The sequence below is a fragment of the Bradyrhizobium sp. CIAT3101 genome (genome assembly GCF_029714945.1).
GTDB lineage: Bacteria > Pseudomonadota > Alphaproteobacteria > Rhizobiales > Xanthobacteraceae > Bradyrhizobium.
Genome location: NZ_CP121634.1, coordinates 2858935 through 2884918 on the forward strand (window position 1 = coordinate 2858935; position 25984 = coordinate 2884918).

The 25984-nt window shown below is 64.8% G+C and carries 23 protein-coding genes; 13 read left to right on the forward strand and 10 right to left on the reverse strand.

Annotated elements, in window-relative coordinates; genetic code table 11:
* Window positions 1-165: 165 nt before the first annotated feature.
* Window positions 166-1083 (forward strand): NADP-dependent oxidoreductase, encoded by a 918-nt coding sequence (locus tag QA645_RS13375; protein WP_283053179.1) that lies wholly within the window; start codon window positions 166-168, stop codon window positions 1081-1083.
* 161 nt (window positions 1084-1244) lie between these two features.
* Here QA645_RS13375 and QA645_RS13380 read toward each other — a convergent pair whose 3' ends face one another.
* Together QA645_RS13380 and QA645_RS13385 are read right to left on the reverse strand one after the other, a co-directional pair.
* Window positions 1245-3413, reverse strand: coding sequence for an alkaline phosphatase family protein (locus tag QA645_RS13380; RefSeq protein WP_283050754.1), 2169 nt, complete (start codon window positions 3411-3413; stop codon window positions 1245-1247).
* The gene (locus tag QA645_RS13385; RefSeq protein ID WP_283050755.1) at window positions 3400-5205 is read right to left on the reverse strand and encodes a multicopper oxidase domain-containing protein; all 1806 of its coding nucleotides are present in this window, start codon (window positions 5203-5205) and stop codon (window positions 3400-3402) included. Before QA645_RS13385 ends, QA645_RS13380 begins: the two co-directional genes overlap by 14 nt.
* A 432-nt stretch (window positions 5206-5637) precedes the next feature.
* On the opposite strand from QA645_RS13385, the gene QA645_RS13390 reads away from it, so the two are divergent.
* From QA645_RS13390 to QA645_RS13400, 3 genes are all read left to right on the forward strand, one after another.
* Window positions 5638-6279 carry a general secretion pathway protein GspN gene (locus QA645_RS13390; protein WP_283050756.1) on the forward strand — a complete coding sequence of 214 codons (642 nt, stop codon included), beginning with the start codon at window positions 5638-5640 and terminating at the stop codon, window positions 6277-6279.
* 240 nt (window positions 6280-6519) lie between these two features.
* Complete coding sequence (locus tag QA645_RS13395) at window positions 6520-7752, forward strand: acetyl-CoA C-acetyltransferase (RefSeq protein ID WP_283050757.1); 1233 nt, start codon at window positions 6520-6522, stop codon at window positions 7750-7752.
* 333 nt (window positions 7753-8085) lie between these two features.
* A complete protein-coding gene (locus QA645_RS13400) occupies window positions 8086-8388 on the forward strand; it encodes an HU family DNA-binding protein (protein WP_148771079.1) in 303 nt (100 codons plus the stop codon).
* A gap of 77 nt (window positions 8389-8465) precedes the next feature.
* Here the strand turns inward: QA645_RS13400 and QA645_RS13405 are convergent, their stop codons facing one another.
* The 4 genes from QA645_RS13405 to QA645_RS13420 all read right to left on the reverse strand — a co-directional run bounded on the left by QA645_RS13405 (window position 8466) and on the right by QA645_RS13420 (window position 12168).
* The gene (locus QA645_RS13405; RefSeq protein ID WP_283050758.1) at window positions 8466-8621 is read right to left on the reverse strand and encodes a hypothetical protein; all 156 of its coding nucleotides are present in this window, start codon (window positions 8619-8621) and stop codon (window positions 8466-8468) included.
* Window positions 8622-8625: 4 nt separating this feature from the next.
* A complete protein-coding gene (lon, locus tag QA645_RS13410) occupies window positions 8626-11019 on the reverse strand; it encodes an endopeptidase La (protein ID WP_283050759.1) in 2394 nt (797 codons plus the stop codon).
* 8 nt (window positions 11020-11027) lie between these two features.
* Window positions 11028-11411, reverse strand: coding sequence for an Hsp20/alpha crystallin family protein (locus QA645_RS13415; protein WP_148771077.1), 384 nt, complete (start codon window positions 11409-11411; stop codon window positions 11028-11030).
* Between the two features lie 187 nt (window positions 11412-11598).
* The gene (locus QA645_RS13420; protein ID WP_283050760.1) at window positions 11599-12168 is read right to left on the reverse strand and encodes a ferritin-like domain-containing protein; all 570 of its coding nucleotides are present in this window, start codon (window positions 12166-12168) and stop codon (window positions 11599-11601) included.
* A 150-nt stretch (window positions 12169-12318) separates the two neighbouring features.
* On the opposite strand from QA645_RS13420, the gene QA645_RS13425 reads away from it, so the two are divergent.
* The 4 genes from QA645_RS13425 (at window position 12319) to QA645_RS13440 (ending at window position 17026) form a co-directional block, all read left to right on the forward strand.
* Complete coding sequence (locus tag QA645_RS13425) at window positions 12319-12945, forward strand: MarC family protein (RefSeq protein ID WP_283050761.1); 627 nt, start codon at window positions 12319-12321, stop codon at window positions 12943-12945.
* A 172-nt stretch (window positions 12946-13117) separates the two neighbouring features.
* The gene (locus tag QA645_RS13430) at window positions 13118-13771 is read left to right on the forward strand and encodes a class II aldolase/adducin family protein (RefSeq protein ID WP_283050762.1); all 654 of its coding nucleotides are present in this window, start codon (window positions 13118-13120) and stop codon (window positions 13769-13771) included.
* A gap of 8 nt (window positions 13772-13779) precedes the next feature.
* Window positions 13780-15567, forward strand: a complete 1788-nt coding sequence (locus QA645_RS13435) for a chloride channel protein (RefSeq protein WP_283050763.1) — start codon at window positions 13780-13782, stop codon at window positions 15565-15567.
* Between the two features lie 139 nt (window positions 15568-15706).
* The gene (locus tag QA645_RS13440; RefSeq protein ID WP_283050765.1) at window positions 15707-17026 is read left to right on the forward strand and encodes an alpha/beta hydrolase; all 1320 of its coding nucleotides are present in this window, start codon (window positions 15707-15709) and stop codon (window positions 17024-17026) included.
* Window positions 17027-17030: 4 nt separating this feature from the next.
* On the opposite strand, the gene QA645_RS13445 is transcribed toward QA645_RS13440, so the two are convergent.
* On the reverse strand, window positions 17031-18218 hold the full coding sequence (locus tag QA645_RS13445; protein WP_283053180.1) for an MFS transporter: 1188 nt from the start codon (window positions 18216-18218) through the stop codon (window positions 17031-17033).
* 329 nt (window positions 18219-18547) lie between these two features.
* On the opposite strand from QA645_RS13445, the gene QA645_RS13450 reads away from it, so the two are divergent.
* On the forward strand, window positions 18548-18943 hold the full coding sequence (locus QA645_RS13450; RefSeq protein ID WP_283050766.1) for a hypothetical protein: 396 nt from the start codon (window positions 18548-18550) through the stop codon (window positions 18941-18943).
* Window positions 18944-19229: 286 nt separating this feature from the next.
* On the opposite strand, the gene QA645_RS13455 is transcribed toward QA645_RS13450, so the two are convergent.
* Entirely contained in the window at window positions 19230-19670 is a 441-nt protein-coding gene (locus tag QA645_RS13455; RefSeq protein ID WP_283050767.1) for a hypothetical protein, read from the reverse strand.
* Window positions 19671-19693: 23 nt separating this feature from the next.
* Here QA645_RS13455 and QA645_RS13460 point away from each other — a divergent pair, with 23 nt between their 5' ends.
* The 4 genes from QA645_RS13460 to uraD all read left to right on the forward strand — a co-directional run bounded on the left by QA645_RS13460 (window position 19694) and on the right by uraD (window position 22313).
* On the forward strand, window positions 19694-19969 hold the full coding sequence (locus QA645_RS13460; protein ID WP_283050768.1) for a hypothetical protein: 276 nt from the start codon (window positions 19694-19696) through the stop codon (window positions 19967-19969).
* A gap of 99 nt (window positions 19970-20068) precedes the next feature.
* On the forward strand, window positions 20069-20482 hold the full coding sequence (locus QA645_RS13465; protein WP_027531871.1) for a DUF3830 family protein: 414 nt from the start codon (window positions 20069-20071) through the stop codon (window positions 20480-20482).
* The gene (gene puuE / locus QA645_RS13470; RefSeq protein ID WP_283050769.1) at window positions 20483-21418 is read left to right on the forward strand and encodes an allantoinase PuuE; all 936 of its coding nucleotides are present in this window, start codon (window positions 20483-20485) and stop codon (window positions 21416-21418) included.
* Between the two features lie 7 nt (window positions 21419-21425).
* Window positions 21426-22313, forward strand: coding sequence for a 2-oxo-4-hydroxy-4-carboxy-5-ureidoimidazoline decarboxylase (uraD, locus tag QA645_RS13475; protein ID WP_283050770.1), 888 nt, complete (start codon window positions 21426-21428; stop codon window positions 22311-22313).
* Here uraD and QA645_RS13480 read toward each other — a convergent pair.
* Together QA645_RS13480 and QA645_RS13485 are read right to left on the reverse strand one after the other, a co-directional pair.
* The gene (locus QA645_RS13480; RefSeq protein ID WP_283050771.1) at window positions 22310-25039 is read right to left on the reverse strand and encodes a molybdopterin cofactor-binding domain-containing protein; all 2730 of its coding nucleotides are present in this window, start codon (window positions 25037-25039) and stop codon (window positions 22310-22312) included. The genes uraD and QA645_RS13480 overlap by 4 nt on opposite strands.
* Complete coding sequence (locus QA645_RS13485) at window positions 25036-25863, reverse strand: FAD binding domain-containing protein (protein ID WP_283050772.1); 828 nt, start codon at window positions 25861-25863, stop codon at window positions 25036-25038. Before QA645_RS13485 ends, QA645_RS13480 begins: the two co-directional genes overlap by 4 nt.
* Window positions 25864-25984 lie beyond the last annotated feature (121 nt).

Consider the following 25984-nt stretch of genomic DNA (forward strand, 5'->3'; position numbering starts at 1 on the left):
GGAGCGATCCCGATCCATCAGGCTTGGTGGGAACCCCGGTCAAAGCACACAGCGCAGATTGCAGACGCCGAGAAAAGGAGTTCCACAATGGATGACACTTTGTCGATAGCCGGAGCGTCCACACTCCCGAGCCCAAAGAGACAAACGACCGAGGACAAAATGATGATGAAGGCAATCGTCGTAACTGAGCAGGCAGCGGGAACCGCCGGGATGAAGCTGGTGAAGCGGCCCGAGCCGCAAGCCGCGATAAACGACGTCATCATTCAGGTTCATGCGTCGGGATTCGTCCCGACCGAGCTGGAGTGGCCCTCAACCTGGACCGATCGCCTCGACCGTGATCGAACACCGTCGATCCCTGGGCACGAGCTGGCCGGAGTGGTCACCGCCCTCGGCTACGGCACGACGGGACTGTCGGTGGGACAGCGAGTGTTCGGCCTCGCCGACTGGTATCGCGACGGTACCCTGGCGGAGTATGTCGCTATGGAGGCGCGCAACCTCGCGCCGCTTCCGGGCGACGTCGACTTCACGGTGGGCGCGAGTCTGCCAATCTCGGGCCTTACCGCGTGGCAAGGACTGTTCCAGCACGGCCGCCTTCAGGCGGGGCAGAGCGTACTCGTGCACGGTGCGGCGGGCGCTGTCGGTTCGATGGTGACGCAGCTCGCACGAGAGTTCGGCGCCCACGTCATCGGCACCGGACGCGCCGCTGACCGTCAGACGGTGCTCGACTTTGGCGCGAAGGAGTTCGTCGACCTCGATAACGACACCCTGGAGGACGTCGGCGGAGTCGATCTGGTGCTCGATGGCATCGGCGGCAACATCGGGAAGCGCTCCGCAGACCTGATCCGAACCGGAGGAACGCTGGTGTCCATCGTCGGGCCGGCCGAGGCGCGGCCAGTCGACGGCCTCGTGGTCGACTTCGTCGTCGAGTCCGATCGAGCCCAACTGAGTGAGATCGTCCAGCGCGTGCGAGACGGACGACTGCGGACGAACATCGGCAACGTTTCGACCCTCGACGATGCCGTCGCCGCCTTGAACCCGACGGAGCGACGCAAGGGGAAGACGATCATCCGCGTTCGTCCCTGAGCGACGCACGCCCATTGATGCACGCAGCCCGCCGGCTGCGGGAGCGTGATCCCTCCCCCGCATCCCCGTTGCCGTCGACCGGTTCGTTGATCTCCAAAAGGCAACGGCCGCCCGTGAAGGGCGGCCGTCATCATTCGATATCCGGTTTGGGATCCGGCTGATTAATGCCCCGGGAAGCCGGGGAATCCAGGCTCTCCGTGCTCCGCGAACTCGAAGAAGTCGAAGAGATCGCTGATCGCCGGGCTGTTGAGGGGAACGTAGGGATTGCCGAACTCGGCGACCGGGTTCGGGAAGTTGTCGCGGCTGCGATGCGTGATCGTCGGCAGCTGCCAGTTGCGCTCGATGAATTTGACGATCGAGACGTGATCGGCGTAGTGGTGCGAGATATGGCCTGGCTTGACGAGCGGTGACACCACGATCAGCGGAATGCGGGTGCCGTCACCGAAGAAGTCGAGCGGCTGCACGTAGCCCGAGTCGTAATAGCCGCCGCCTTCGTCGAAGGTGATAAAGATGGCGGTGTCGTGCGCGTAGGGCGAGGCCTGGATCTGGTCGACGATCTTCTTGGTGAAGCCTTCGAACAGATCGAGCTTGGAGGACGCCGGGTGGCCATCGACGAAGCCGCTCGGCTTGACGATCGAGACTGCAGGCAGGGTACGAGCGGAAATATCTGCGTACAGTTTCGTCGAGTCGTGCAGGTGCTCTGCAACCTGGTCCGGATGCGACATGATGGACGTGTCGTACTGGAACGGATTGCAGATGTTGCAGTATTCATCCGCGGTCGGACCCGTCGCACCCCAATTGAGCTGGTACGGATCGTCGACGTAGTTGTCCCACTGGTCGCCGTAATACTTCCAGGAAATATTCTTGTCGTTGAGGAGGTCGCCGATGCTGCGGGTCGACGACGGCGGAATGGTGAACGGCGTATTCGACGGATTATGGTCGACGTAGGCGTTCTTGCCGTTGCCGAACCAGCCGGGATTGTAGTTGTTCAGCAGGTAATAGTGGCCGGGCTCGCAGTGGGGATCAATCGGGCGCGGCAGTGACTGCAGGTAATCCCGGATCGGCTTGACGCCGGGCTGGGTGGGATCGGAGCAGTCGCTGTACGATCCGCCGCCCGAGGCGGGCGAGACGGAGAACGGAGGCGGATAGCCCGAGTTGAAGCTATTGCCGTAACCGTCCTCGGTGTACCAGTTGTTGGTGTCGGACGCCGGATTGGGGTTCTCGATCATATGGACGACGCCGGCATCGGGGGTGCCGCCGAAGACCTGCACGCCGTTCGGCGGAGCCGCCGGCTTGCCGTCGGGCGTGCTGAACCAGAGCGCGTCGGCATGGCCGAACATGATGTGGTTGGCGCCGGTGCCGCCGTTGACGGATTGGTGGAAGTTGTCGCTCATCGCGTACTTGTCCGCCAGGCTCGTGAAATAGGGCGCGTCACCCTTTTGCACGTTGTAGAAGCCGAGCGCGGTCGAACCTTCTCCCGTCGTCACTGCATCCGGCGCATATTGGGTGCTGAAGGTCTCCGGCTGCGCAGCGCCGTTGGCGCCGGCACCCACGGTCACTTCGACCCAGGCGAACAAATTGCCGGTGCAGCCCGAGGGATTGTCCCGGCTGGCGGAGCCCTTACCGCAATTCAATTGCTGCCACATCTGGTAGAAGCGATGCACCGGGCTTGCTGCGTAGCTCTCGTAGAGGAACGTGTTGCCGTTGGTCAGCTGAAACGGGCCGGCCGGCAGGGTGTTGACGGCGGTGATGCGCTGGTCCGGCGTCTTCGAGGTCTGGCCGGTGCCGCCGGTCAGCAGTGAAGAATAGTAGTTCGGGTCCAGGCCGGTTTCCGTTTGCTGCGCGAGCGTCAGGCTCGCCTGGCATTGCGCGATCGGCGTGTTGCCGCACTGGTTGGGGATGTAGGACACCTTGGGTCCGCCGACCAGCGGAGCCGGCAGCTGGTCGTTGGGGAAAGTCTGCTTCGGCGGGCTCAGCAGGAACGCGTCCTTTGAACCGATGTCCTTTGCCGCCAGCTGATGCGCTTGCTCGAAGTTGGGGCCGGGGACCGCATTCTTGTTGGCGTCGAGCTTGATGATGCCTCTGGAGAGCAAATTGTCGATGGTGTGCCGGCGATCCTTCGGCACGTAAGTGGCGAACACGTGGTCGAAACTGCGGTTCTCGCCGATGATGACGATGACGTGCTTGATCGGTGACCGCGTGTAGTGATCGGCGGGGGACGGCGCACCGCCCGCAAGCACCGGACTTAGGCAGAATTGCCCCATCGCCAGTGCACTCAGTCCGATGCGGCAACTGTTCAGCAAACGTGACTTGCGTCTATTTAGGCTCATTCTGCGCTCCCTTGGGTAGTAGTTGACCTGACGACTCGGTGGAAACGGCGGTGTTGGCAGCCTCGACGCGGATGCGTCCCATCATGCCGTTGTCCTCATGCTCGAGGAGGTGGCAGTGGTAGACGAAGGTGCCGACGATGTTCGGGTCGCGAAAATCCATGCGCAGCCGCACGCTCGGATATTGCAGCATGCGGCCGTTGTAATAGGGGACGTTGACGGTATCGCGCACGAACGGCTCGTTGACCTGCATGCCCGACCATTCGCGCAGCTCGAAGTGAAGCTGATGGGTGTGGAAGTCGTGCAATTCCGTCGACCGGTTCTCGATGATCCAGTCCTCGACGTCGCCTTGCCTGACGACGATGTCCGCAATGTCCGAACCCGCATCGAACGGCTTTGGCTTTTCGCCATCCACGGTGATGTAGAACGTCACGGGGCTGTTGGGGTCGTCCGGATTGGTCGGCTGCTCGGAGAAGTACAGTTTCCTGACGCGCGCCGGCGTAACGTCTCCGATCCAGGAGCGAACGGCTGATGGCAGTGGTTGCGGATTTGCCGGCAGCCTCGATTGCGGTTCGGGTGCATCGTCCGCGGCCGTGATCGACAGGAGCGCGCGGTTCGGATCGTTCTCACCGGCCGGCCCGGTATCGACCGTTCGCGTCACCAAGAGCGCCGGTACGCCGAGCGGCGGACCTTCGACGATGAACTCGACGCGGGAGCCGGGCGGCACGCCGATGCGATTGACCCATTCGACCGAAGGTGCCGGGCTGCCGTTGAAATGGACCGGCACGCCATCGATGGCGACGATGCCGAGCGGCTGCGGCGCGCGCCGGAACACGACGGCGAGATTCAGATAGGTGATCGCCGAGGCGTTGAGAACGCGCCAGAGCTGTCGCTCGCCCGGCTTCATCTTGAGCGATGCCGGCGGATAATCGGGATAAGGCACCGGCACGAAGTTGACGGACAGGTCTTTCGCCGGCCTGCCGAAGCCGGTGCCGTTGTTGGTGGTGTCACCGTCACTGTCGAGCTGATTTTTCGGGACGATCGGCTCGGATTTTGCGGGCGGTGCGTCGGGGTTCAAAAGGTCGAGGTCGCGGATCACCAGCACCCGCTCGGGGAGGCCAGCCAGTTCCGGAGCAGCCCGCTCGACGCCCTCGATGATCAGCGCGCCCGACGCCCCGCCGAGCACCTGGGCCTTGCTGAAGCCGTGAATATGCGGGTGATACCAATAGACTCCGGGCGGCTCGTCGGCGGGAATGCGCAACCGGTATTCGAAGGGCGGATCCTCCGGCTGGATCGAGGTCTTCAGCACATCGTCCTGATGACATACCGGCGGCGCCGTCAGCCCGTGAAAGTGCAGATTGGCCGATGTCGCTCGCATGGCGTCGCTGCCGCACGGATCCGAGATCCTTTTCGACACACACAATGGCGCGGGGAACGGCAGTGCTTGCGGCTGATCCGCGGCCGGGCGTGCCGGCGCAAGCTCGGTCAGGTCATTCTTGAAGCGCACGATCAGCAGATCGCCCGGCTGGACCCGCAATGTCGGCGACATCTCGCCATCGGGCGTCAGGTAGCAGTAACGGGTCGAGCCGTCCGGCTGCTTGCTGTTGTGAATGGAAAGCTCGACCTGCAGGATCCCGTCGTGGCTGCGAAGGTCCTGCGGTTCCTGTATGGCGCTGCCGGATGTCGGCCGCTGACAGGCTTCGCGTTGTGGTTGTGAGGGCTGAGTAAACCCGCTGGTTCCGAGCAAAGCCACGAAGCCGATCGCTCCGAGCCCCAGCATTGCGAACCAGGACACGACAGCGAACACGCCGATCGGCCATCGTCGAGTCGATTGATTCCGCGCGATCCGACCAAGCCAACCACGTGATCGCGCTTCGGAATCAATCATGGACAGACCCGGATCCCGCTTCGCTGAGGAATGACGGAGAGATGACAATTGCTGCGTCGTATCGACGCGGGTAGTTGTGTAGCACCCGCTCTCTGACAGGTTGTTTACACGACGATGACAGGCACGATCGCAGGCGATGGAACTCACACCTGGCAGGCGACGACGATCAGGGCTGTGCCGGCGACGAAGACGAAAGGCATCGCGAGCAACGTCCGACGACGTCGTGTGTCTTGCGCGAGAGTCGTCGGCGCTTGCATGCGGTGTTGGCTTGGTCGATCTGCTTGATCAGGGTCACGTCGCATGCAACAACGAGCGCACTGGATGGCGGAGTGGACAACCGTGGCGAAACTGACATGGTATCTGTTCCTGGTCTCCACGCTCTGCGTGCTTGCACCACATGCGGCGCTGACCGCGGATAATTTCAGTGACGAAGCCGCGCGTGGCGTCGGTGATCTCGCCGCAACACCGCTCGGGGATTCCATCGCGGCTTCCGTTTGGGCGCCGCGCACGCCCGCCGAGCAGCCGGGTGGGCCCGCGCGAAGAGGCAATCCGCTGTGGGAGGTCCCGTTTGAGATCCTCAGCGGCACGCGCGAGCGTCCGGTATTTTCGCCGTCGCGACGGCCGCCGCCGGTCGCGGTGACCGAGGTCGCGGTCGCGAAGCCGCCGCCGCCGAAGCCGGCGCAGGAAGCGCATCCTCCACCGCTTTCGCTGGTCGGCACCGTTATCGGCGACGACCGAAGCCTCGGCATTTTCGTCGACCAGACCTCCAAGGCTGCCGTGCGGCTGAGAACAGGCGACGACTATCAGGGCTGGAGATTGCGCGCGGTGCAGGGCCGCGAGGCGACGTTCGTGCGCGACCAGCAGACCGTCGTGCTGAATTTTCCGGAGCCCGGAACGGCTGCGCCGATGGCGCCGCGCGTTGAAGTCGCGGCTGTGGCGTCGCCGACCGATGAACCCAGGCGGCCGCACGTCCATCGTTAGCCGATCGGGTGGCGGCTGATATTCTGGCGATCATAGATTGCTGCTCCCGTTTTGCCCGACGTGTCAATTGCTCTACGAATAGGCGAGGTCGCACCCGGCACCCCAATCCCTACTTTGCATGGGGTTGTTTTCGCGTTTTTTGCGGAGGGGTGGGAAGCGGGTGCGCGGCGCGCCGATTGACTCCGTTGTCCCCCTGATTCAAAACCGTCCTCAACAGTCAAGAACAAGAGGACAACGCCCATGACCGACGCGCTGATCATCGATGCCTGCCGCACCCCGCGCGGTGTCGGCAAGGCCGGCAAGGGAGCACTCTCCGGCATTCACCCGCAGCAGCTCGGCGCCACCGTGCTGCGTGCGCTGGCGAACCGCACCGGCATCAACACCGCCGATGTCGACGACATCGTCTGGGGCTGCAGCGCGCAGGTCGCAACGCAAGGCGGCGATCTCGGCCGCATGTCGGCGCTCGATGCCGGCTATGACGTGCGCGCCAGCGCGGTGACGCTCGATCGCTTCTGCGGCTCCGGCATCACCAGCGTCAACATGGCGGCATCCTCGATCATGGCGGGCGCGGAAGATCTCGTCATCGCCGGCGGATGCGAGATGATGTCGATGGAGGGACGCCGCGGCGGCGGTCCCATGATGATGGACTCCGGCAATCTGCGCTTGCGTGCGCGGCATCCACAGTCGCACCAGGGCGTCTGCGCCGATGCGATTGCGACGCTGGAAGGCATCACGCGGCAGGACGTCGATGCGCTCGGCCTCGAAAGCCAGAAGCGTGCGGCGCAGGCGATTGCCGGCGGCCACTTCAAGAAGAGCCTGGTGCCCGTGCATCGCGAGGACGGCAGCCTCGCACTCGACCACGAGGAATATCCGCGGCCGCAGACCACGATGGAAGGTCTCGCAGCCCTCAAGCCCGCATTCCCGGAGGTCGCCGACTATGCGCTGGACGACAAGGGCACGACCTATCGCGGCCTGATCCTGCAGAAATATCCGGACCTCGACATCGACTTCATGCATCATGCCGGCAACTCGTCCGGCGTCGTCGATGGCGCCGCCGCGATCCTGCTGGCGTCACCGTCCTATGCCAAGGCGCATGGTCTCAAAGCCCGCGCCCGCGTGGTGGCGATGGCGAACATGGGGGACTCGCCGACCCTGATGCTGAACGCGCCGGTGCCGGCGACGCGCAAGGTGCTGGCGAAGGCCGGGCTCACCATCGACGACATTGATCTCTTCGAGATCAACGAGGCCTTTGCGGTCGTTGCGGAAAAATATATCCGCGATCTCAAGCTCGACCGCGCCAAGGTCAACGTCAATGGCGGCTCGATCGCGCTCGGCCATCCCATCGGCGCGACCGGCTCGATCCTGATCGGCACCGTGCTCGACGAGCTCGAACGGCGCGACCTCAAGCGCGGTCTCGTCACCATGTGCGCCGCGGGAGGCATGGCGCCTGCCGTCATCATCGAGCGCGTCTAGTGCGCTGCGACCCGTAAAAAGCAGGGAAAAACGCCGCACGACAGCGATCCAGCCTTATTTTCTAGGGTGAAATGCGACCGGCATCCTACAAAGATGCCGGTCGTCGCTTGTCGAAAGCATCGAATCAGCTTTAGCAAGGCTGCTTGCGGGCCTTTGAAACAAGGCAAAAACCGCTGCCCGAGGCGCCTTCCGCGCAGGAAGCCGCTAAAATGCAGGGTTTTTTGCCTCAGGGGGCCAAAAAAGCCCGTAAAACCGCGACAAAACTGTGCAGAAGGCTATAGGCCTTCGCCGGTTGGTCTAATATGCAACCGGCAACGAATCAGAGGAGACACGATGCCGACCCAACTTTCCAAATCGCAGCTGATCGAAAAGATCGCGACCGCCACCGAGCTTTCCAAGCGCGACGTCAAGAGCGTCATGGAGACGCTGACGGACGTCGGCCACAAGGAGCTCAAGAAGAACGGCCTGTTCCTGGTGCCGGGCTTCGCCAAGTTCGTGGTCATCAAGAAGCCCGCGACCAAGGCGCGCAAGGGCACCAACCCGTTCACGGGTGAAGAGATGATGTTCAAGGCCAAGCCGGCCCGGAAGATCGTCCGCGCCCGCCCGGTCAAGGCCGCCAAGGACGCCGTGGCCTGATAACGCAAAGGCCCCCTCGAAGAGAGGGGGCCTTTTGGTTTTGAGTTAAGTGACCGCGAGGGCTGAAGCGGAGGGGTTCAGCCCTTGCGGCGCCTGGCCCGGACCGGGACCGGCTGAAGCCGCGGCTCGGGTCCGGCGAGCGCATCGCGCACCCGGCCGATGGCACGATCGAGCAGCTGGCGCAGCCGCTGCGTCTTCCGCGATCGCTTCGCTTCTTCCAGCAGTTTCTTCATCGCATCACTCCGCCGCTTCGATCTTAGCATCGACTTGGGCTTCCGCCGGCTCGAGCGCCGCGGCGATGGCTTCGTCGACGCGCTCCAGCCAGATGAATTCGAGCTTGTCCCGCGCGCTCTTCGGGATGTCGTCGTAATCCCGCTTGTTGCGCGCCGGCAGCATCACTCGCTTCAATCCGGCGGCGGCCGCAGCCACCACCTTCTCCTTGATGCCGCCGACCGGCAGCACCAGTCCGCGCAGCGAGATCTCGCCGGTCATCGCCGTGTCGCTCCGCACCGTGCGGTTGGTGAGCAGTGACGTCAGCGCCGTGAACATCGCCACGCCCGCGCTCGGTCCGTCCTTCGGGGTCGCACCCGCCGGAACGTGAACGTGGATGTCGTTCTTCTCGAACACCTGGGGATCGATGCCGAGCTGCGACGCCTTGCTCTTCACCAGCGTCATCGCCGCCTGCACGCTCTCGCGCATGACGTCACCGAGCTGGCCGGTCAGGATCATCCCGCCGCGGCCGGGCACGCGCGAGGCCTCGATGAACAGGATGTCGCCGCCGACCGGCGTCCAGGCAAGGCCGGTGGCCACGCCCGGGATGCTGGTGCGCTGCGCGATCTCGCCTTCGAAGCGCGGCTGACCGAGCACGGTGCCGATGTCGTTCGGCGTCACCACGACCTTCGCAGCCGTGCCTTCGGCAACCTGCACCGCAGCATGGCGGAACACCTTGCCGATCTCGCGCTCGAGGTTACGCACGCCGGCCTCGCGGGTGTAACCCTTGACGACCAGCTTCAGCGCCTCCGGCTCGATCTCGGCCTGCTCGGCCGTCAAGCCGTTGGCCTCCAGCTGCCGCCGCACCAGATAACGCTTGGCGATCTCCAGCTTCTCTTCCTCGGTATAGCCGGCGAGGCTGATCAGCTCCATGCGGTCCAGCAGCGGACCCGGAATCTGGTCCAGCATGTTGGCCGTCGCGATGAATACCACGCGCGACAGGTCGAAGGGCACGCCCAGGTAATTGTCTCGGAACGTCCCGTTCTGCTCGGGGTCGAGCACCTCCAGCATGGCGGCAGAGGGATCGCCCTGCACGCCACGGCCCATCTTGTCGATCTCGTCCAGCATCATGACGCAATTGCGTGCGCCCGCCTTCTTGATGCCCTGGATGATGTTGCCGGGCAGCGCACCGATATAGGTGCGCCGGTGGCCGCGGATCTCGGCCTCGTCATGCACGCCGCCGAGGCTGACGCGCACGAAGGGGCGATCCATCGCGCGCGCGATGGACTGGCCGAGCGAGGTCTTGCCGACGCCGGGCGGACCGACGAAGCACAGGATCGGCGCCTTGCCCTGCGGCGCGAGCTTGCGCACCGCCAAATATTCGATGATCCGGCCCTTGATCTTCTCCAGGCCGAAATGATCGGCATCCAGGATGCGACGCGCTTCCTTGATATCGATCGGCTTCTCCGCGGGCAGCGCCCACGGCAGCTCGATCAGCCAGTCGAGATAGGTGCGGACCATGCCGGATTCACCGGCGGCCTCGGGCATGCGCTCGTAGCGGCGCAGCTCCTTCTTGGCGTGCGCATCCGCTTCCGGCGGCATGTTGGCCTTGGCGATGGCAGCCGTCAGCTCGGCGACCTCGGCGGCCTTGCCGTCGCCTTCGCCCAGCTGGCGTTGAATGGTCGCCATCTGCTCGCGCAGGATCGCCTCGCGCTGCCGCTCGTCGAAAGAGGCTTTGGTCTTCTGGCCGATCTCATTGCTGATGCGCAGCACCTCCAGCCGCTCGGCCAGATGCTTCGACACCTTCTCGACGCGCAAAGCGAGGTCGATGGTCTCCAGCACCTCCTGCTTGTCTTGCGGCTTGATGTCCATGAACGAGGTCGCCAGATCGGCCAGCGCGCCGGGCGCGGTGGTGCTCTGGAACATCGCGACCAGCTCTGGCGGCGCCTGCGGCAGCAGCTCGACGGCCTCGATCGCCTGGCGCTGCAGGTTCAGCGCCCGCGCCTCGATCTCAGCCGAGGACGTGGTCGGCTCCGGAATCTGCTGGAAGCGCGCAGCCAGGAACGGCGTCCCCGGCAGGAAGTCGATGATGCGCGCGCGCTGCACGCCCTGGCAGACGATGTGATGCGTGCCGTCGGGCGCGGTGATGTAGCGCACGATGTTGGCGATGGTCGCGACCTTGTAGAGATCGTCCGGGCCGGGCTCGTCGGTCTCGGGGCTGCGCTGCAGGACGATGCCGATCGGCCGCTGCTCACGCAGCGCCTGCTGCGCGGCGGCGACGGACTTCGGCCGCGCGATCGCGATCGGCGCGATGGCGCCGGGGAAGAGCACCATCTCGCGCACGGGGATGATGATCAGCGCGTCGTCGGGGATCTTCACGTCTGGATTGGTCTGTGCGGTATTCATCTGTTCGGTGGCCATGATCGACCTCAGGATTTGGCGAGGCGCAGTGCGACGCAGCCGTCCATCACGAAGCGGCTGATGGCGTAGCGGCCAAGGGGCAATGCGATGCGGCGCTCGAAGCGCCCCTGCGGCAGTTCGAGGCGGTGGATGCGGGCGTTGCGAAGCTCTGGCGGCAGCGTGCGCTGGCCGGAGATGATAAGCACGCCGTCCTGGATCACCGTCTCGACATTGTCCGGATTGACGCCGGGAAGCGCGACCAGGATCAAAAGCTCATGCTCGGTCTCGAGCACGTCGATCGGCGGCTCCCAGCAGGCTTCCTGACGGCCGAACTGCTGGCGCAGCCGTTCGCCGCGGGTCAGCTGGTCCAGGGCTTCGGACAGCATCCAGTCGAAGGGATTTTTGGGTTGCATGGCAAAACTCGGGAAAGGCGCTGCGGTTGGAAAACGGGGATATGGTGATGGTTCCCGCAAATTCCAGCATCGCGCGTTTGCGGCACGTCTGGCCCTCGATCGAGACGAGGCCCTTGCGCTCAGACGCATCGACGCCGCGGAGATGTTCCGCGGCGCCGGAGGCAACAATTAGGCGGAATGGTCGGAATCAGGCGGCTTCGCGGTACTCGGCCTCCGCTTTGAGGTTGATGACCGACGTGGCAAGCTCGGTCAGGGTGTGGTCGGTGGCCTCTTCCTCGTCCAGCGTATCCTGGAGGAGCCTTGCCGCCTCGGGCATGCCGAGCTCCTCGGCCCAGGTGCGCAGCGTGCCGTAACGGGAGATCTCGTAATGCTCGACAGCCTGCGCCGCGGCGAGCAGGCCGGCGTCGAGGGCAGGGGCGTTCTTGAAATCCTTCATGATCTCGGCGCCCTCCTCGGTGATGCCGTTGATCGCCTCACACGGCTTGCCGCGCGCCGGCTTGTCCAGCATCTTGAAGATCTGCTCGAGCCGTTTGACCTGGCCCTGCGTCTCCCGCAGATGCTTGTTGAAGGCGGCGGCAAGGTCCTTCGAATGGGCGGCCTTGGCCATCTTCGGCAGCGTCTTGATGATCTTGTTCTCGGCGAAATAAATGTCTTTCAGCGTTTCCAGAAACAGGTCGCTGAGCATCTTAGGCGCCTGACGCGGGCGCCGCGATGCGGTCTTTTTCCTAGATGCACGTTTCTTTGCTTTCTTAGCCATGGATCCTCCTCATGAGGTGACACGGGAAGGCATGCCCTTCCTCAATCCTCACGCGATCAAGAACCGGGATCGGCAAATGTTCCTCGCGAAGGCTCCCGCGAGCCGCTATGGCTGGCTGCGACAACCACGCTCGCCCGAGACGCCCAGCCCATGCTCGACTTCGCCCTGTCCGCCTTCGTGACGCTGTTGCTGGTGGTCGATCCCGTCGGCCTTGCGCCGGCGTTTCTGGCTGCGACCGGGGGCATGCCCGACAAGATCAAGCGGACGGTGGCGTTGCGCGCGCCCTTCATCGCGGCCTCGATCCTGGTCGTGATTGCGCTCGTCGGAAATTGGCTGCTGCGCCAGCTCGGGATCGGCATCCCCGCGTTCCAGATCGCGGGCGGGCTGCTGCTGTTCGGCGTGTCCTACCAGATGATCTTCGGCGACCGGCCGCATCGCGAGGCGCGGGAGGCCGACAAGGCGACCGCGGAGCACGCCTCCGATGTCGCGGTGTTTCCGCTGGCCATTCCCATGATGGCCGGCCCCGGCGCGATCGCGACCACGCTGCTGCTGACGGGCAATGCCGGCTATGGGCCGAGGCTTGCGATCATAATCGCGGTCGTCCTCGCCGTTTGCCTGATCTGCATGTTCTGCTTCATCTCGGCTCACCTGATCGCGCGGACGCTGGGGCGCACCGGTAATGCCGTGCTGTCACGCGTGCTCGGCATGCTGCTCGCGGCCTATTCGGTGCAGTTCGTGATCAACGGGATTGCGGCCGTCCGGGCCAGCCTGTCATAGGGCTGCGGTAATCTGTTAATCTGTTGATTTTACGATCTAATTCATGATGTGGCTGGTCCGCCGGCAAGACGGCGCCTGAACAGGTCCGCTTTCGCTTGCACTGCCACATTGCTTTGACGTACTTCCCCTCTCAAGAAGCGCCCATCGCCAAGAAGGTCGAGATGAAATCGGGATGTCGATGACAGCGGACGAGCTCGACAAGAGACAGGCCATCATCGACGCCTGCCGCCGCATGAATGCGCTCGGCATCAACCAGGGCACGTCAGGCAATATCAGCCTGCGACACGGGGAGGGGCTGCTGATCACGCCCACGAGCCTGCCCTACGACACCATGACGCCGGACCAGATCGTCTTCATGGCGAAGGACGGCTCGCATGCCCCCGGCCAGAAGCCGTCCAGCGAGTGGCGCTTCCATCTGGACATCCTGAAGGCGCGCGCCGACGTCAACGCCGTCGTGCACGCCCATCCGACCTATTGCACCATCCTGGCGATCATGGGCCTGGACATCCCGCCCGTGCACTACATGATCGCGGCCGCCGGCGGCGACAACATCCGCTGCGCGCCCTATGCCACTTTCGGTACGGCAGAGCTGTCCGAGCACGCGGTGCGCGCGCTCGTCGGCCGGCTCGCCTGCCTGCTTGACCATCACGGCATGATCGCGGTCGGCAAGACGCTCGACAAGGCGATGTGGCTCGCCGTCGAGGTCGAGACGCTGGCGCGGCAATATCACGGCTGTCTCCAGATCGGCAAACCGCCGCTGCTGTCGAGCGCCGAAATCGAGCGGGTCCGCCAGCGCATGGCCGGCTACGGCGTGTCGGACGGGTAGGGCGGCTGGTGTTCGCGCGGATCAGGCATATCGTCGACGGCAAGGGGACGAACCGCACCATGGTCCGGCTGCGCGCCCTTTTGCGCAGCAACGAGTTCTATTTGATCCCGCTGGCGCTCGTGATCGGCACGCTGGCCGGCGCGATCGTGACGCTGATGGCCGAGATCGCGCAGATCGCCCATGTCGTGATCTACGGCATCCCGATCGACGTGCGCCTCTCCGCCAACACCTATATCAACCCCTGGGCGGCGATGATCGCGCCGGCGCTTGGCGGCCTCGTGCTCGGCATCATGGAATGGTGGCGGCGGCGGTGGAAGATCTCCAGCGCGGTCGACCCGATCGAGGCCAATGCGCTGCGCGGCGGCAATCTGTCGATGCGCGACAGCGTGGTGGTGTCGAGCCAGACCTTGATCTCGAACGGCTGCGGTGCCTCGGTCGGACTCGAGGCCGGCTACACCCAGATCGGCTCGGGCATCGCCTCGCTGTTTGGCAAATTCTTTAATCTCCGGCGCAACGATTTGCGCCTGATCGTGGGCTGCGGCGCGGCGGCGGCGATCGCGGCGGCCTTCGGCGCGCCGATCACCGGCGCCTTCTACGCCTGCGAGCTGATCGTCGGCGTCTATTCGGTCGGCAGCGCGGCCCCCATCCTGGCAGCCTCGCTCGCCGGCGCGCTGACCGCGCAATGGCTCGGTGGCGCGCCTTACTCCCTCGAAATCCCGAAGGTCAGCGCCGTCGGCGTCGAGCAATATCTGGCGCTGATCGGGCTTGCGCTCGTCACCAGCGGCGTCGGCATCGCCGTGATGCGCTCGTCCTCGATGTTCGAACGGCTGTTCAAATGGCTGCCGGTCTGGCTGCGCCCGGTGATCGGCGGCCTCATCGTCGGCGGTTTCGCCATCGTCACGCCGCAGGTGCTGGCGGCGGGCCACGGCGCCATGGTGCTCGACCTCTTCCACGAGATGACGATCGGCCTGATCGCGATCATCATCGCGCTGAAGGTGACGGCCTGCCTGATCTCGCTGGCATCAGGTTTCCGTGGCGGGCTCTTTTTCGCCTCGCTGTTCGTCGGCAGCCTGATCGGGAAGTTTTTCTCGGCGGTGCTGCTGTTGATCAGTCCGAACTTCGTGATCAATCCGCTGGTGGCGATGCTGACCGGCATGGCGACGCTCGGCGTCGCCATCGTCGGCGGTCCCCTGACCATGTCGTTCCTCGTGCTCGAGATGACCCGCAATGTCGACGTCACCGCCGTGGTGCTGGCCGGTTGCATCGTCACCTCGATCTGCGTGCGCTTCATGTTCGGCCACTCGTTCTCGACCTGGCGCTTGCATCTGCGCGGCGAGACCATCCGCAGCGCCAACGACGTCGGCTGGCTGCGCAACCTCACCGTCGAGCGGCTGATGCGCTCCGACGTCGGCAAGGTGCCGTCGAGCACCACGATCGCCGCGACGCGCCGGGAGTTCGCCTTGGGATCGCGGCCCGGCATCGTCATCGTCAACAATGCTGACGAATATGTCGGCCTCGTGCTGCTGCCCGATTTGTTCTCCAGCGATCTCGACACCATCGCCGACGACATCCAGGTCATCGAGCTCGCGCGCCTGACCGAGATCGTGCTGATCCCGGAGATGAACGTGAAGAGCGCGATGGCGGTGTTCGACGAGGCGGAAGCCGAAATGCTGGCGGTGGTCGATTCCACCGACAGCCGCAAGGTGGTCGGTTTCCTGACCGAGACCTTCGCCCGCCGCCGCTATGTCGAGGAGATCGACAAGGCCACGCGCGGCGTGCTGGGCGCGTTGTCATAAAGCGCGCGCCCCAGACAGATCAGGATGGCAAGTTGACGCTGGCACGCGCAGCGGACTTGCCAGATCGTTCACAACCTCTAGGCTAGGGATGGACGGCCGGGCCAGTGCCTTGGCCGCATTCAGCGACGAGGGACGTGCGATGTCGGACACGCTTCGCCTGTTGCTTGCTTTGCTCGAACTCGGGCCCCGGTTGAAGGATCTGCTGGGCGACAAATGGCCCGCTTACGGCGAGGAATTGCAGGAGCTCGCCGCGCGCGCCGGCCAGGGCGAGGATCCGGCCAAGCTTCGCCAGTCGCTCGATCTCTTGGTCGTGCGGCTGCTCGCCGAACCCCCGGCGATGGAACTCGTCGAACGCGTGATGGCAGACATGGCAGCGCCCGTTGCCACCAGGGAGACCGTGACCCGTCGCGGCCGCGTGTCGCCGCCCGTCGTCCTTGATACCGTCCGGCCGACCACGGATGAGACAACCGGCGTCGTCACCATCCCCGTCTTCTACGGCACCGATCGCGCCAGAGGCGACGACACGCCGGCGCATTATTTCGGCGGCGCGCGAGGCACGCTGTCCCTGGGCGTCGCAGAGGTCAGCGTGCCCACGCGCGGCCGCGACCTCGGCGAACTCACCAGCCCGAGCTGGTGGCGTCTCGAACTCTCGGCCAATCCCGAAAAGCACGTGATTCTCAAAACTGTCGCCGCGCTTGGCCGGGATGCCTTCGTCACGAGCCTGAAGGACTCGCTTGCCGCTGCGAGCGAGCATGACGTCCTGATCTTCGTGCACGGCTACAACGTGACGTTCGACGATGCGGCGCGGCGGGCCGGGCAGCTTGCAGTCGATCTGAAATTTGCAGGCCGGACGCTGCTGTACAGCTGGGCGTCGGCGGCCGACACCAAGAAATACACCGTGGACGAGAGCACGATCGACTGGTCGCGCGATCATTTCGAGGCGTTCCTCCAACTCGTGCTTGGCGAGGTCGGGGCCGGCAAGGTTCACATCATCGCCCACAGCATGGGCAATCGCGCGGTCATCAACACGCTCGAACGCGTCACCTCCTGGCAGTTGCCGGCCGGCGCCGCAAAGCTCGGCCAGATCATCTTCGCCGCGCCCGACATCGACCGCGATCGCTTCGTCCAGCTCGCCGCGAAATTCAAGGGTTGCGCGGCGCGTGTCACGCTCTATGCCTCGTCCCGCGATGTGGCGTTGCTGGCCTCGAAATTCGTGCACGGCTATCCCCGGGCAGGCGAGGCCGGCGATGCCCTGACGGTGGTCGACGGCATCGATACGATCGATGCGTCGCTGGTCGACACCAGCCTGGTCGGCCTGCATCACTCCTATTTCGGCGAGAAGCGTTCGATCCTCAACGACATGTTCAATCTGATCGTGCAGCAGCTCGCGCCCGACCAGCGCTTCGACCTCCAGGCCTCAGGCGATGCGCTCCGAAAGTACTGGAGCTACAGAGCCTAGAAATTCACTCCAGCTTGTCCACCTCGCGCAGCACCGGAAACAGCTTCATCCAGAGCAGCGCGATCGCGATGGTGCCGAGGCCGCCGAGCGCGGCGGCCGGCATCGCGCCGAGCAGCGCCGCCGCCATGCCGCTCTCGAATTCGCCAAGCTGGTTGGAGGCGTTGATGAACAGGAAGTTGACGGCGCCGACGCGGCCGCGCATCGCATCGGGCGTCGCCAGCTGCACCAGCGCGACACGGACGACGACACTGATGGTGTCGGCCGCACCCATCGCGGCGAGCGCGATCACCGAGAGCCAGATGTTGCGCGACAGCGCGAACACGATGGTCGCGAGCCCGAAGGCGATCACCGCCTGGAACATTCGTAGACCTGCGCGCCGAGCGATCGGATGGCGTGCGATCACCGCGGTCATGCAGAGCGCGCCGACCGCGGGCGCTGCGCGCATCACGCCGAGCGCCCAGGGACCGGCCTGCAAGATGTCCTTGGCATAGATCGGCAGCAGCGCGGTGGCGCCGCCGAGCAGGACCGCAAACAGGTCGAGCGAGATCGTGCCGAGGATCGCCGGGTTGTTGCGCACGAAATGAAGGCCGGCGAAGAGTCCGTCGATGCTTTCGTGCTCGGAAGACGCCGTTCGCTCGACACGGATCAGACCGCTGAGGCCGCAGGCGATCAGGGACAGCACTGCCATCAGCGTGAACGGCGCGCTCGGCGACAATGCATAGGCCAGGCCGCCAACGGCCGGGCCGCCGATGGTCGCGACCTGCCAGGTGCCGGTCGACAGTGCAGTCGCGCGTTGCAGCATGCCGTCAGGTGCAACAGCCGGCAGCAGCGCCGACGAGGCCGGAGCCTCAAAGGCGCCGCACAGTCCGAAGACGCCGAGTACGATGAAGATCTCGGGCGCGATCAACGTCCCCGTGAGCAGTCGCATGGCGAGGTAGCCGGCTGCCAGGCCCTGTGTCAGCTCGCAGAGCTGGACAATGCGGCGGCGGTCGTAGCGGTCGGCAGCGTGTCCGGCGACGAACACGAGCAGCGCGCTCGGAATGAACTGCACCAGACCGGCGAGGCCGAGATAGAAGGCGCTGCCGGTCAGCGCATAGATCTGCCAGCCCACGGCGACCGTGGCGACCTGATAGGAGAATTCCGACAGGGTGCGCGAGGCGATATAGAGCAGCAGTGGTGGGTGTCGCGACAGCGCGACCGGTGAAGACGAAAATGTGGAAGCTTGATCCAAGGGAATAGGCATTCATGGCAGGACGCGTCAGTCACGTTGAACCCAAAAAATGGCATCGATTCCGACGGCGTCGGTTGATGCGTTGGTTCACGTGAACGCTTACGGCAGCCGAAAAACGGCGCGCCTGTTCATTATCCGCTCAGGTTGAATGGAGCAAGCTGGATTGGGCGGTTCAGTTTACAATCGTTCAAAGCGTGGCAGATTGCCGCGATCACGAAACCATTTCAGTGCTTTGCGCATTATCTATTGTTTCCATATCTCTTTTTTGGGCGCGAACAGAGGACGTTCAGATGAGTGACAAGTCCGTGAATTCGAAGGTCGGCCGCAGCACTGCGCTCGCCGCATTCGCCACTCTCGCCCTGGTCGCGGCGTCCGTATCGCCGTCGGCCGCTGCGTCCTCCACAGCGGCCAAAGCCTCGGCTGCGGCAGGTCAGGGCTCATCCAACGCCACCGATTTCAGCGCCGCGCGACGTCACCGCTATTATCGGCGCGGACCGAGCGCCGCCGGCCTTGCCTTCATGGGCGCCGCGGCCGGCCTGATCGGAGGCGCGATCGCCGAGAGCCGGCGCCAGGACTACTACGACAATTATTACTATGGCGGCCCGCGCTATTATGGTGGCGGCCCGGGCTATTATGGGCCGGGCTACGGCTACGATGGCGGGCCACGCTACTACAATCCGTACTGACGGTTGCCCAACGGGCAAAACACCTGCACGGCCTGTCAACCTTCGCCGGTAAGGGGCGATCGTACGTTGTCACTGATCGCGAGCCGGGCTTGCAGTGGACGCGGCAGCGTCGGCACGAGAGGTGCGGGCAGGATGGGCAAAGCGACTTGTCCGCCGTAGCTCGAAGAGCGAGGGCGGAAGCGTGCCCACGCATTTTGCGTTTCATCACCGGAATCGTGGGCACGGCGCTTCGCGCCGTTGCCCACCCTACGGCACTGCGCGTTGCAGCCGCTCTACGCCTCCACCATCACCGTCCCGCCGGCGCCGACATTGCGCCGTTGGCGTAGCGCGACCAGTCGGGGGCCGTTGGTTGCGATGGCCACATCGCTGCGTTGGAGTCGCGCGCCGATTGGCTGATGGGGGCAGGTTGCGCCTTGCGGACATGATGGCGGTCGCTCGCCGCAGCGGTCTGGACGGTGACGGCAGCGATCAGAGCGGCGCTGAGAATCGTGGAAGTCTTTTCCATGGTTGTTTCTCCCGTGACGACGTCCCGGTTGTCAGAAGTGTCATCGTCGTCACGCCTCACATGGCGATGCGGGCCGCCCGGCATCAGCAGCGCTGGCTTCACGATCGGTCGCGCCGCTTTCACGAAGGGGCGAGCAAGTTTTTTGGTCCAGGCTAAATATTCGGCAATCGCCCCACCGGGCCCGATGGACTTGACCCGCGCAATCCGGTTGAATGGGGTCAATGACGGTTTAAGGCCCGACAACGATGTCGAAATATCTGCTGATCCTGCTGTTGATCGCGGCGCCGGCTGCGGCGCAGGTCAAATTGACTCCGAAAACCTCGGCGGCGCATCCCGACCCCTGCGCGCCGATCGGGCGCACGGCCGACGGCAAGCTGGTCTATTCCATAAAATGCGAGAACCTGCCGGCGCCCGCGCCGCCGCCGCAGGCGGAACTGAAGGAGGCTCCCGCACCGGCTGCGGAGCCCGAGCCGGAGGTGCGGCGGAGCGGACTGTTCGGCTGGTCTTACGACCGCAGGTGAGGGGCTCGGCGCCACTTGCGCGAAGCCCGCCGGAATGCTCTTTGCTTGCAGGTTCCCCGTGGGCCTCCGATCCCTTGGCCCCCGATCCAGAGAGATGAGATGAGCAAACTCGTTATCCGCGCAGGCGATTTCACCTTCGACGCCCGCTTCGAGGAGCAGGCGGCGCCCAAGACCGTCGCGGCGTTCCGCAAGGCGCTGCCGTTCGAGAGCCACATCATCCATGTGCGCTGGAGCGGCGAAGGCGTCTGGATGCCGCTCGGCGATCTCGACTTCGGCGTCGGCTACGAGAACCACACCAGCTATCCCGCGCCGGGCCAGATCATCCTCTATCCCGGCGGCATCAGCGAAACCGAGATCCTGATGGCCTATGGCGGCGTCCACTTCGCCAGCAAGATGGGCCAGCTCGCCGGCAATCACTTCATCACGGTGACCTCGGGCCTCGAGAACCTGGCGACGCTGGGCAAGAGCGTGCTGTGGAAGGGCGCGCTGCCGATCCGCTTCGAGGAAGTCTGAGTGACTGATAGCAGCTACCCGCGCGATCTCCGCGGTTACGGCCGCAATCCGCCGCATCCGCAATGGCCCGGTAACGCGCGGGTCGCGGTGCAGTTCGTCGTCAATTTCGAGGAAGGCGGCGAGAACAACATTTTGCACGGAGACCGTGCATCGGAAGCGTTCCTGTCCGACGTGCTGGGCGCGCAGCCCTGGCCCGGCCAGCGCCACGCCAATATCGAATCCATGTTCGAATATGGTTCGCGCGCCGGCTTCTGGCGGCTGTGGCGGATGTTCAGCGAGCGGAAGTGGCCGACCACCGTGTTCGGTGTCGCCACGGCGCTGAAGCGCAATCCGGAAATCGTAGCTGCCATGACGGAGTCCGGCTGGGACATCGCGAGCCACAGCCTGAAATGGATCGAGCACAAGGACATGACGGAAGCGCAGGAGCGCGCCGAGATTGCCGAGTCGATCCGCGTCCATACCGAGGCCACTGGAGCGCGTCCGCTCGGCTGGTACACCGGGCGCTCCTCGATCAACACCAATCGGCTGCTGATGGAAGAGGGCGGCTTCCTCTATCTCTGCGATTCCTATGCCGATGATCTGCCCTATTGGGTCAAGGGCGCGAACGGCAAGCAGCTCATCATTCCCTATACGCTCGATGCCAACGACATGCGTTTCATCAACCCGCAAGGGTTTGCCGAAGGCGAGCAGTTCTACACCTATCTCAAAGATGCGTTCGACGTGCTCTATGCCGAAGGCGAGACCGCGCCGAAGATGATGTCGGTCGGCCTGCACTGCCGTCTCGCCGGCCGGCCCGGTCGCGCTGCTGGCCTGATCCGCTTTCTCGATTATATCGGCAAGCACGAGCGCGTCTGGGTGCCGACGCGGCTGCAGATCGCGCAGCATTGGCACGACAAGCATGCGCATCTTGCCGCCGATGCGTTCGGGATCGGGTAAAGTCACGATGGCGCAAATCTCGCTCGCCGACCTCAACGCCGCAAGCAAGGCCGACTTCGTCGCCGCGCTCGCCAACGTCGTCGAATATTCGCCCTGGATCGCCGAGCAGCTCGCAGCGCAGCGGCCGTTTGCCGGCGTCAACCAGCTGCATGCAGCACTGATTTCGGCGATACAGGCCGCCGAACCCGATGTGCAACTGGCACTGATCCGTGCGCATCCCGATCTCGCCAACAAGACCCAGCGCGCGGCGGGCCTGACGGCGGAATCGACCAGTGAGCAGAACAGCGCCGGCCTCGACCGGCTGTCGGAGGCGGAGTACGCCGCGTTCGAGCGCGTCAACAACGCCTATCGCGAGAAATTCGGCATCCCCTACATCGTCTGCGTGCGCCGTCACACCAAGGATTCGGTGCTGAGCGACTTCGAGGTGCGCCTGCGCAACATTGCCAAGACCGAGACGCGCCGCGCGATCGAGGAGATCGGCCGCATCTCGGCGCTGCGGCTCGATCAGCTCGTCGTCGCCGACGACAAGCTGAAGGTGCACGGCCGGCTCTCGACCCACGTGCTGGACAATCACGCCGGCAAGCCCGCGCCGGGCATTCCGGTCGAGCTCGTCGAGCTCGCTGCGCTCGGCGAGAGCCGCGTCATCGCGCGCACGGTCACCAATGCGGATGGCCGTACCGATCAACCGCTGATCGGCGGTCGCCCGCTGCCGATCGGCCGTTACGAGCTCCGCTTCCGCGTCGCCACATATTACGCCGAGCGCAACGTGCCGCTGTCAGATCCGCCGTTCCTCGACGAGATCCCGCTGCGCTTCGCGATCAGCGAGCCGGAGGCGCACTACCACGTGCCACTGCTGGTGACACCCTGGAGCTATTCGACGTATCGCGGGAGCTAGTCGTCGCCGAACTTGTCGTGTAGCGCCGGAAACAGCCGGTCCGGCTTGAACGGCGGTGCGGTGAAGCGGATGCCCGTGGCATCGGCAATCGCATTGCCGAGCGCGGCGGCGACCGGATTGTACGGGCTCTCGCTCATCGACTTCGCCCCTAACGGCCCGATCGTGTCGGACGTCTCGGCGAACAACACTTCCGTGCGTGGGACGTCCGCGAAGGACGGCAGATGGTAATCGCGGAACTTGGGATTGGTGACACGGCCGTTCGCGTCGATCACCATCTCCTCGTAGAGCGCTGCGCCGAGGGCCTGCGCAACGCCGCCCTCGACCTGGCCGCGGCACTGCATGGGATTGGCGACGACGCCCGCATCAGCCGCCTGCACGCTCCTGAGAATCCTGATCTCACCGGTGCCCTTGTTCACGGCGATGCGAAAGCCCTGCACGTTGAAGCCGACCGAGCGCGGCGTTCCGCCTGAATTGCCCTGCGCTGTGAGAGGACGACCGGCTTCGCGCGAAAACTTCGCCAGTTCGGCAAAGGACATTCGCCGTACGCCGCTGACGACGAACTCACCTTCGAGGGTGCAGGTCCCGGCGTCGCAAAGCCACGCGTTGGCAGCGACCGCCTTCAATTCGGTCGCAAGCTGCACGGCCGCGGCTTGCGTCGCCTTGCCGGCCACGAACGTGCCGGTGCTGCCATAGGCGCCGGTGTCGTGGCCGCCGTGGGCGGTATCGGACTGGCGCAGGCGGATCCTGTCGACGGTGGTTGCGAGAATTGTCGCGGCGATCTGCCGGTGCACGGTGCTGGTGCCGTTGCCGAACTCGGCAGTGCCCACGGTGAGATCGAAGCCGCCATCGTGGTTCAGTGCGATCATGGCGTCAGCGATGTGGCCGGCGGGCGGCACCGTGTCGATCATGGTCAGCGCGACGCCGTCGCCGGTCAGCCAGTCCGCCGACAACTCGGGCTGCGGGCCATCGGCCCGCATGGCGCGCTCGACGAGGTCGATGCATTGATCGAGCCCGTAGGAGCCGTAGAGCACGTCGTGATATTCGGATTCGGGCGGCGACAGCATGGGATCGCCGGGCCTGACGATGTTGCGGCGGCGCATGTCGTAAGGGCTGATGCCAAGCTGCCTGGCGAGCTCGTCGATCGCGGCTTCCACCGCGATCACGGTCTGCGGCAAGCCATAGCCGCGAAACGCGCCGGCGGGCACCGTATTTGTATAGACGACGTGACCGTCGACGCGCTTGTTCGGGCAGTTGTAAACCGCAATGGATTCCGACACCGCGTGGAACATCACGGAGGGGCCGTGATTGCCGTAAGCCCCGGTGTTGGAGAGCACGTCGAGCTGCAGCGCGGTGAGCTTGCCGTCGGCATCGGCGCCGGCCTTGATGTGGACCCGCATCGGATGCCGTGTCGAGGTCGCGATGAACTGCTCCTCGCGGGTGAGCTCGAGCTTGACGGGTCGTCCCGTTTTCAGCGCGGCGAGTGCCAGGATATCCTCGACAAGCATCTCCTGCTTGCTTCCAAAACCGCCACCGACGCGCTCGCAGAACACGCGGACCTTGTCCATGGGAAGCTGGAAGATGTCCGACAGCGCGCGCCGGGTCAGAAACGGCACCTGTGTCGAGGTGCGAACGTTGAGGACGCCTGCATCGTCGAGCCAGGCGAGGCCGCCATGGGTCTCCAGCGCCGCGTGCTGCACGCGGTGGCTGTGAAAGGTGGCCTCGTAGGTCACTGCGGATGTGGCGAGGGCGGAAGCGACATCGCCGAACTCGCCATGCGTCTCCGCGACGAGATTGCGCTGGGCATCAGCGACCCGGTTCGCCGTGGTGCGATCGGGATGAACGAGAGGCGCGCCCGGCATCATCGCCTGTTCAGGGTCGATCAGCGCAGGCAAGATCTCGTAATCGACATTCAGCCGACGGCAGGCCTCCTCGGCAGCCCCCTCACTCTCGGCGACTACGGCGGCAACCTTCTGGCCGATGAAGCGGACGACGTCGTCGAGGATGCGGGTATCCTCGGGGTCCATCCAGTCCTTCTCGTGCCGCGCCGTCGAGATCAGCACCGACGGTGCATCCTCGTGCGTGAGGATCGCGTGCACGCCAGGCACCGTCATCGCTACCGATCTGTCGATTGCGACGATCCGTGCGTGCGCGTGCGGCGAGCGCAGCAGCTTGATGTGCAGCAGGCCGTCGACCTCTGTGTCGAACGTGTAGCGCGCCTTGCCGCGGACGACGTCCGGGCCCGCGGGCGCCGGCAGGCTGCGGCCGAATGCGCCGCCGGCCTCGACGCTGTCCTCGACATTGGTCTTGCCGTCGATCGCATCCTCGATCGAGCGATAGCCGGTGCAGCGGCAGATGTTGCCCTTCAGCGCAGCGCCGAGGTCGGTGCGCTGTGCCTGGTTCAGCGAGGCGCAGGTCAGGATCATGCCGGCGGTGCAAAAGCCGCACTGGAACCCCTGCGCGTCGAGGAAGGCCTGCTGCATCGGGTGCGTGCCATGTTCGCCGCCGAGACCTTCGATGGTGGTGACCGAACGGCCTTCCGCGCGAAACGCGGGGATCAGGCAGCTATGCACGGGCTCGCCGTCGAGCAGCACGGTGCAGGCGCCGCAATCGCCGGCGTCGCAGCCCTTTTTCACCCCGAAATGACCGAGCTCGCGCAAGAACGTGCGCAGGCACTGGCCGGCGCGCGGCACTTGGAGGAATTTCGCGCCATTGACCTCGACGCTCATGGCGGCGTTGCACCCAGGAGTTCGGCGCGGATTTCCTCTGCGAGCCGCAGCGTCATGTGCTTGCGCCAGAGCGGCTTGCCATGAATGTCGGTGTGATAGAGATCGTCGGTGATCTCCTCGCTGATCGCTGTGCGAAGCGCGGCCGCGTCGGGCGGCTTTGGAAACGACAACAGGACGGGGCGCACGGTCGATGCGGTCACGGTCAGCTTCAGTGCGCCGGCGCCATCGAGGCTCCCGATCAGAAGGGCCGCGGAGCGGCCGACCAGCGCGAGCGAGATCTGGCGAAACGCGGAGCGGCGTTTCAATGCAGCAAGCGGAATGTCGATCTGCCGCAGCAGGTCGCCCGGCGACAGGCGGTTGCGCTGATTGCCCGTGACGAATTCGGCGACGGGAATCCTCTGCTCGCCGCCGCCGGCTTTCCAGATCGTGCAAACGCCGTCGAGTGCAGCGGTGAGCGAGATCATCGGCCCTGCCGGCAGCGACATGCAGAGATTGCCGCCCACGGTCGCCGTCTTCCAGATTTTGAAGGAGGCGAGAAACGCGCGGCAGCATTGGCTAATCAGCGGTGCCGCGAGCCAGTCGGCGGGGCAGGGGAGCGCATCGAGTTGCGAGATGGTGCAGGTGGCGGCGATGGCGAGATGGCTCTCAGTGATCGCCAGCGCCGGCCATTTCAGGTCGGTGAGATCGATCAGTCGCGTGAGGTGGACTTGCGGCTCCGAGAACAGCCAGGTGCCGCCCGCGAGCCAAGCATCGCCTGGCGTCCAAACGGGCAAGTCGCCGCGCGTTTGCGGATGGGCGACCGCTGTGATGGTATTCAAGTCCATGGCTGCAACGACGCCTGCGCCGGGTGAATTTGTCCAAGGGAAAGTCTTGCAAGACCAGCGCCAAGTGGCAACAACAAGTCGCAGCAATAACGCCTTCGGGATGGCCTCTGCCTTGCAGGCT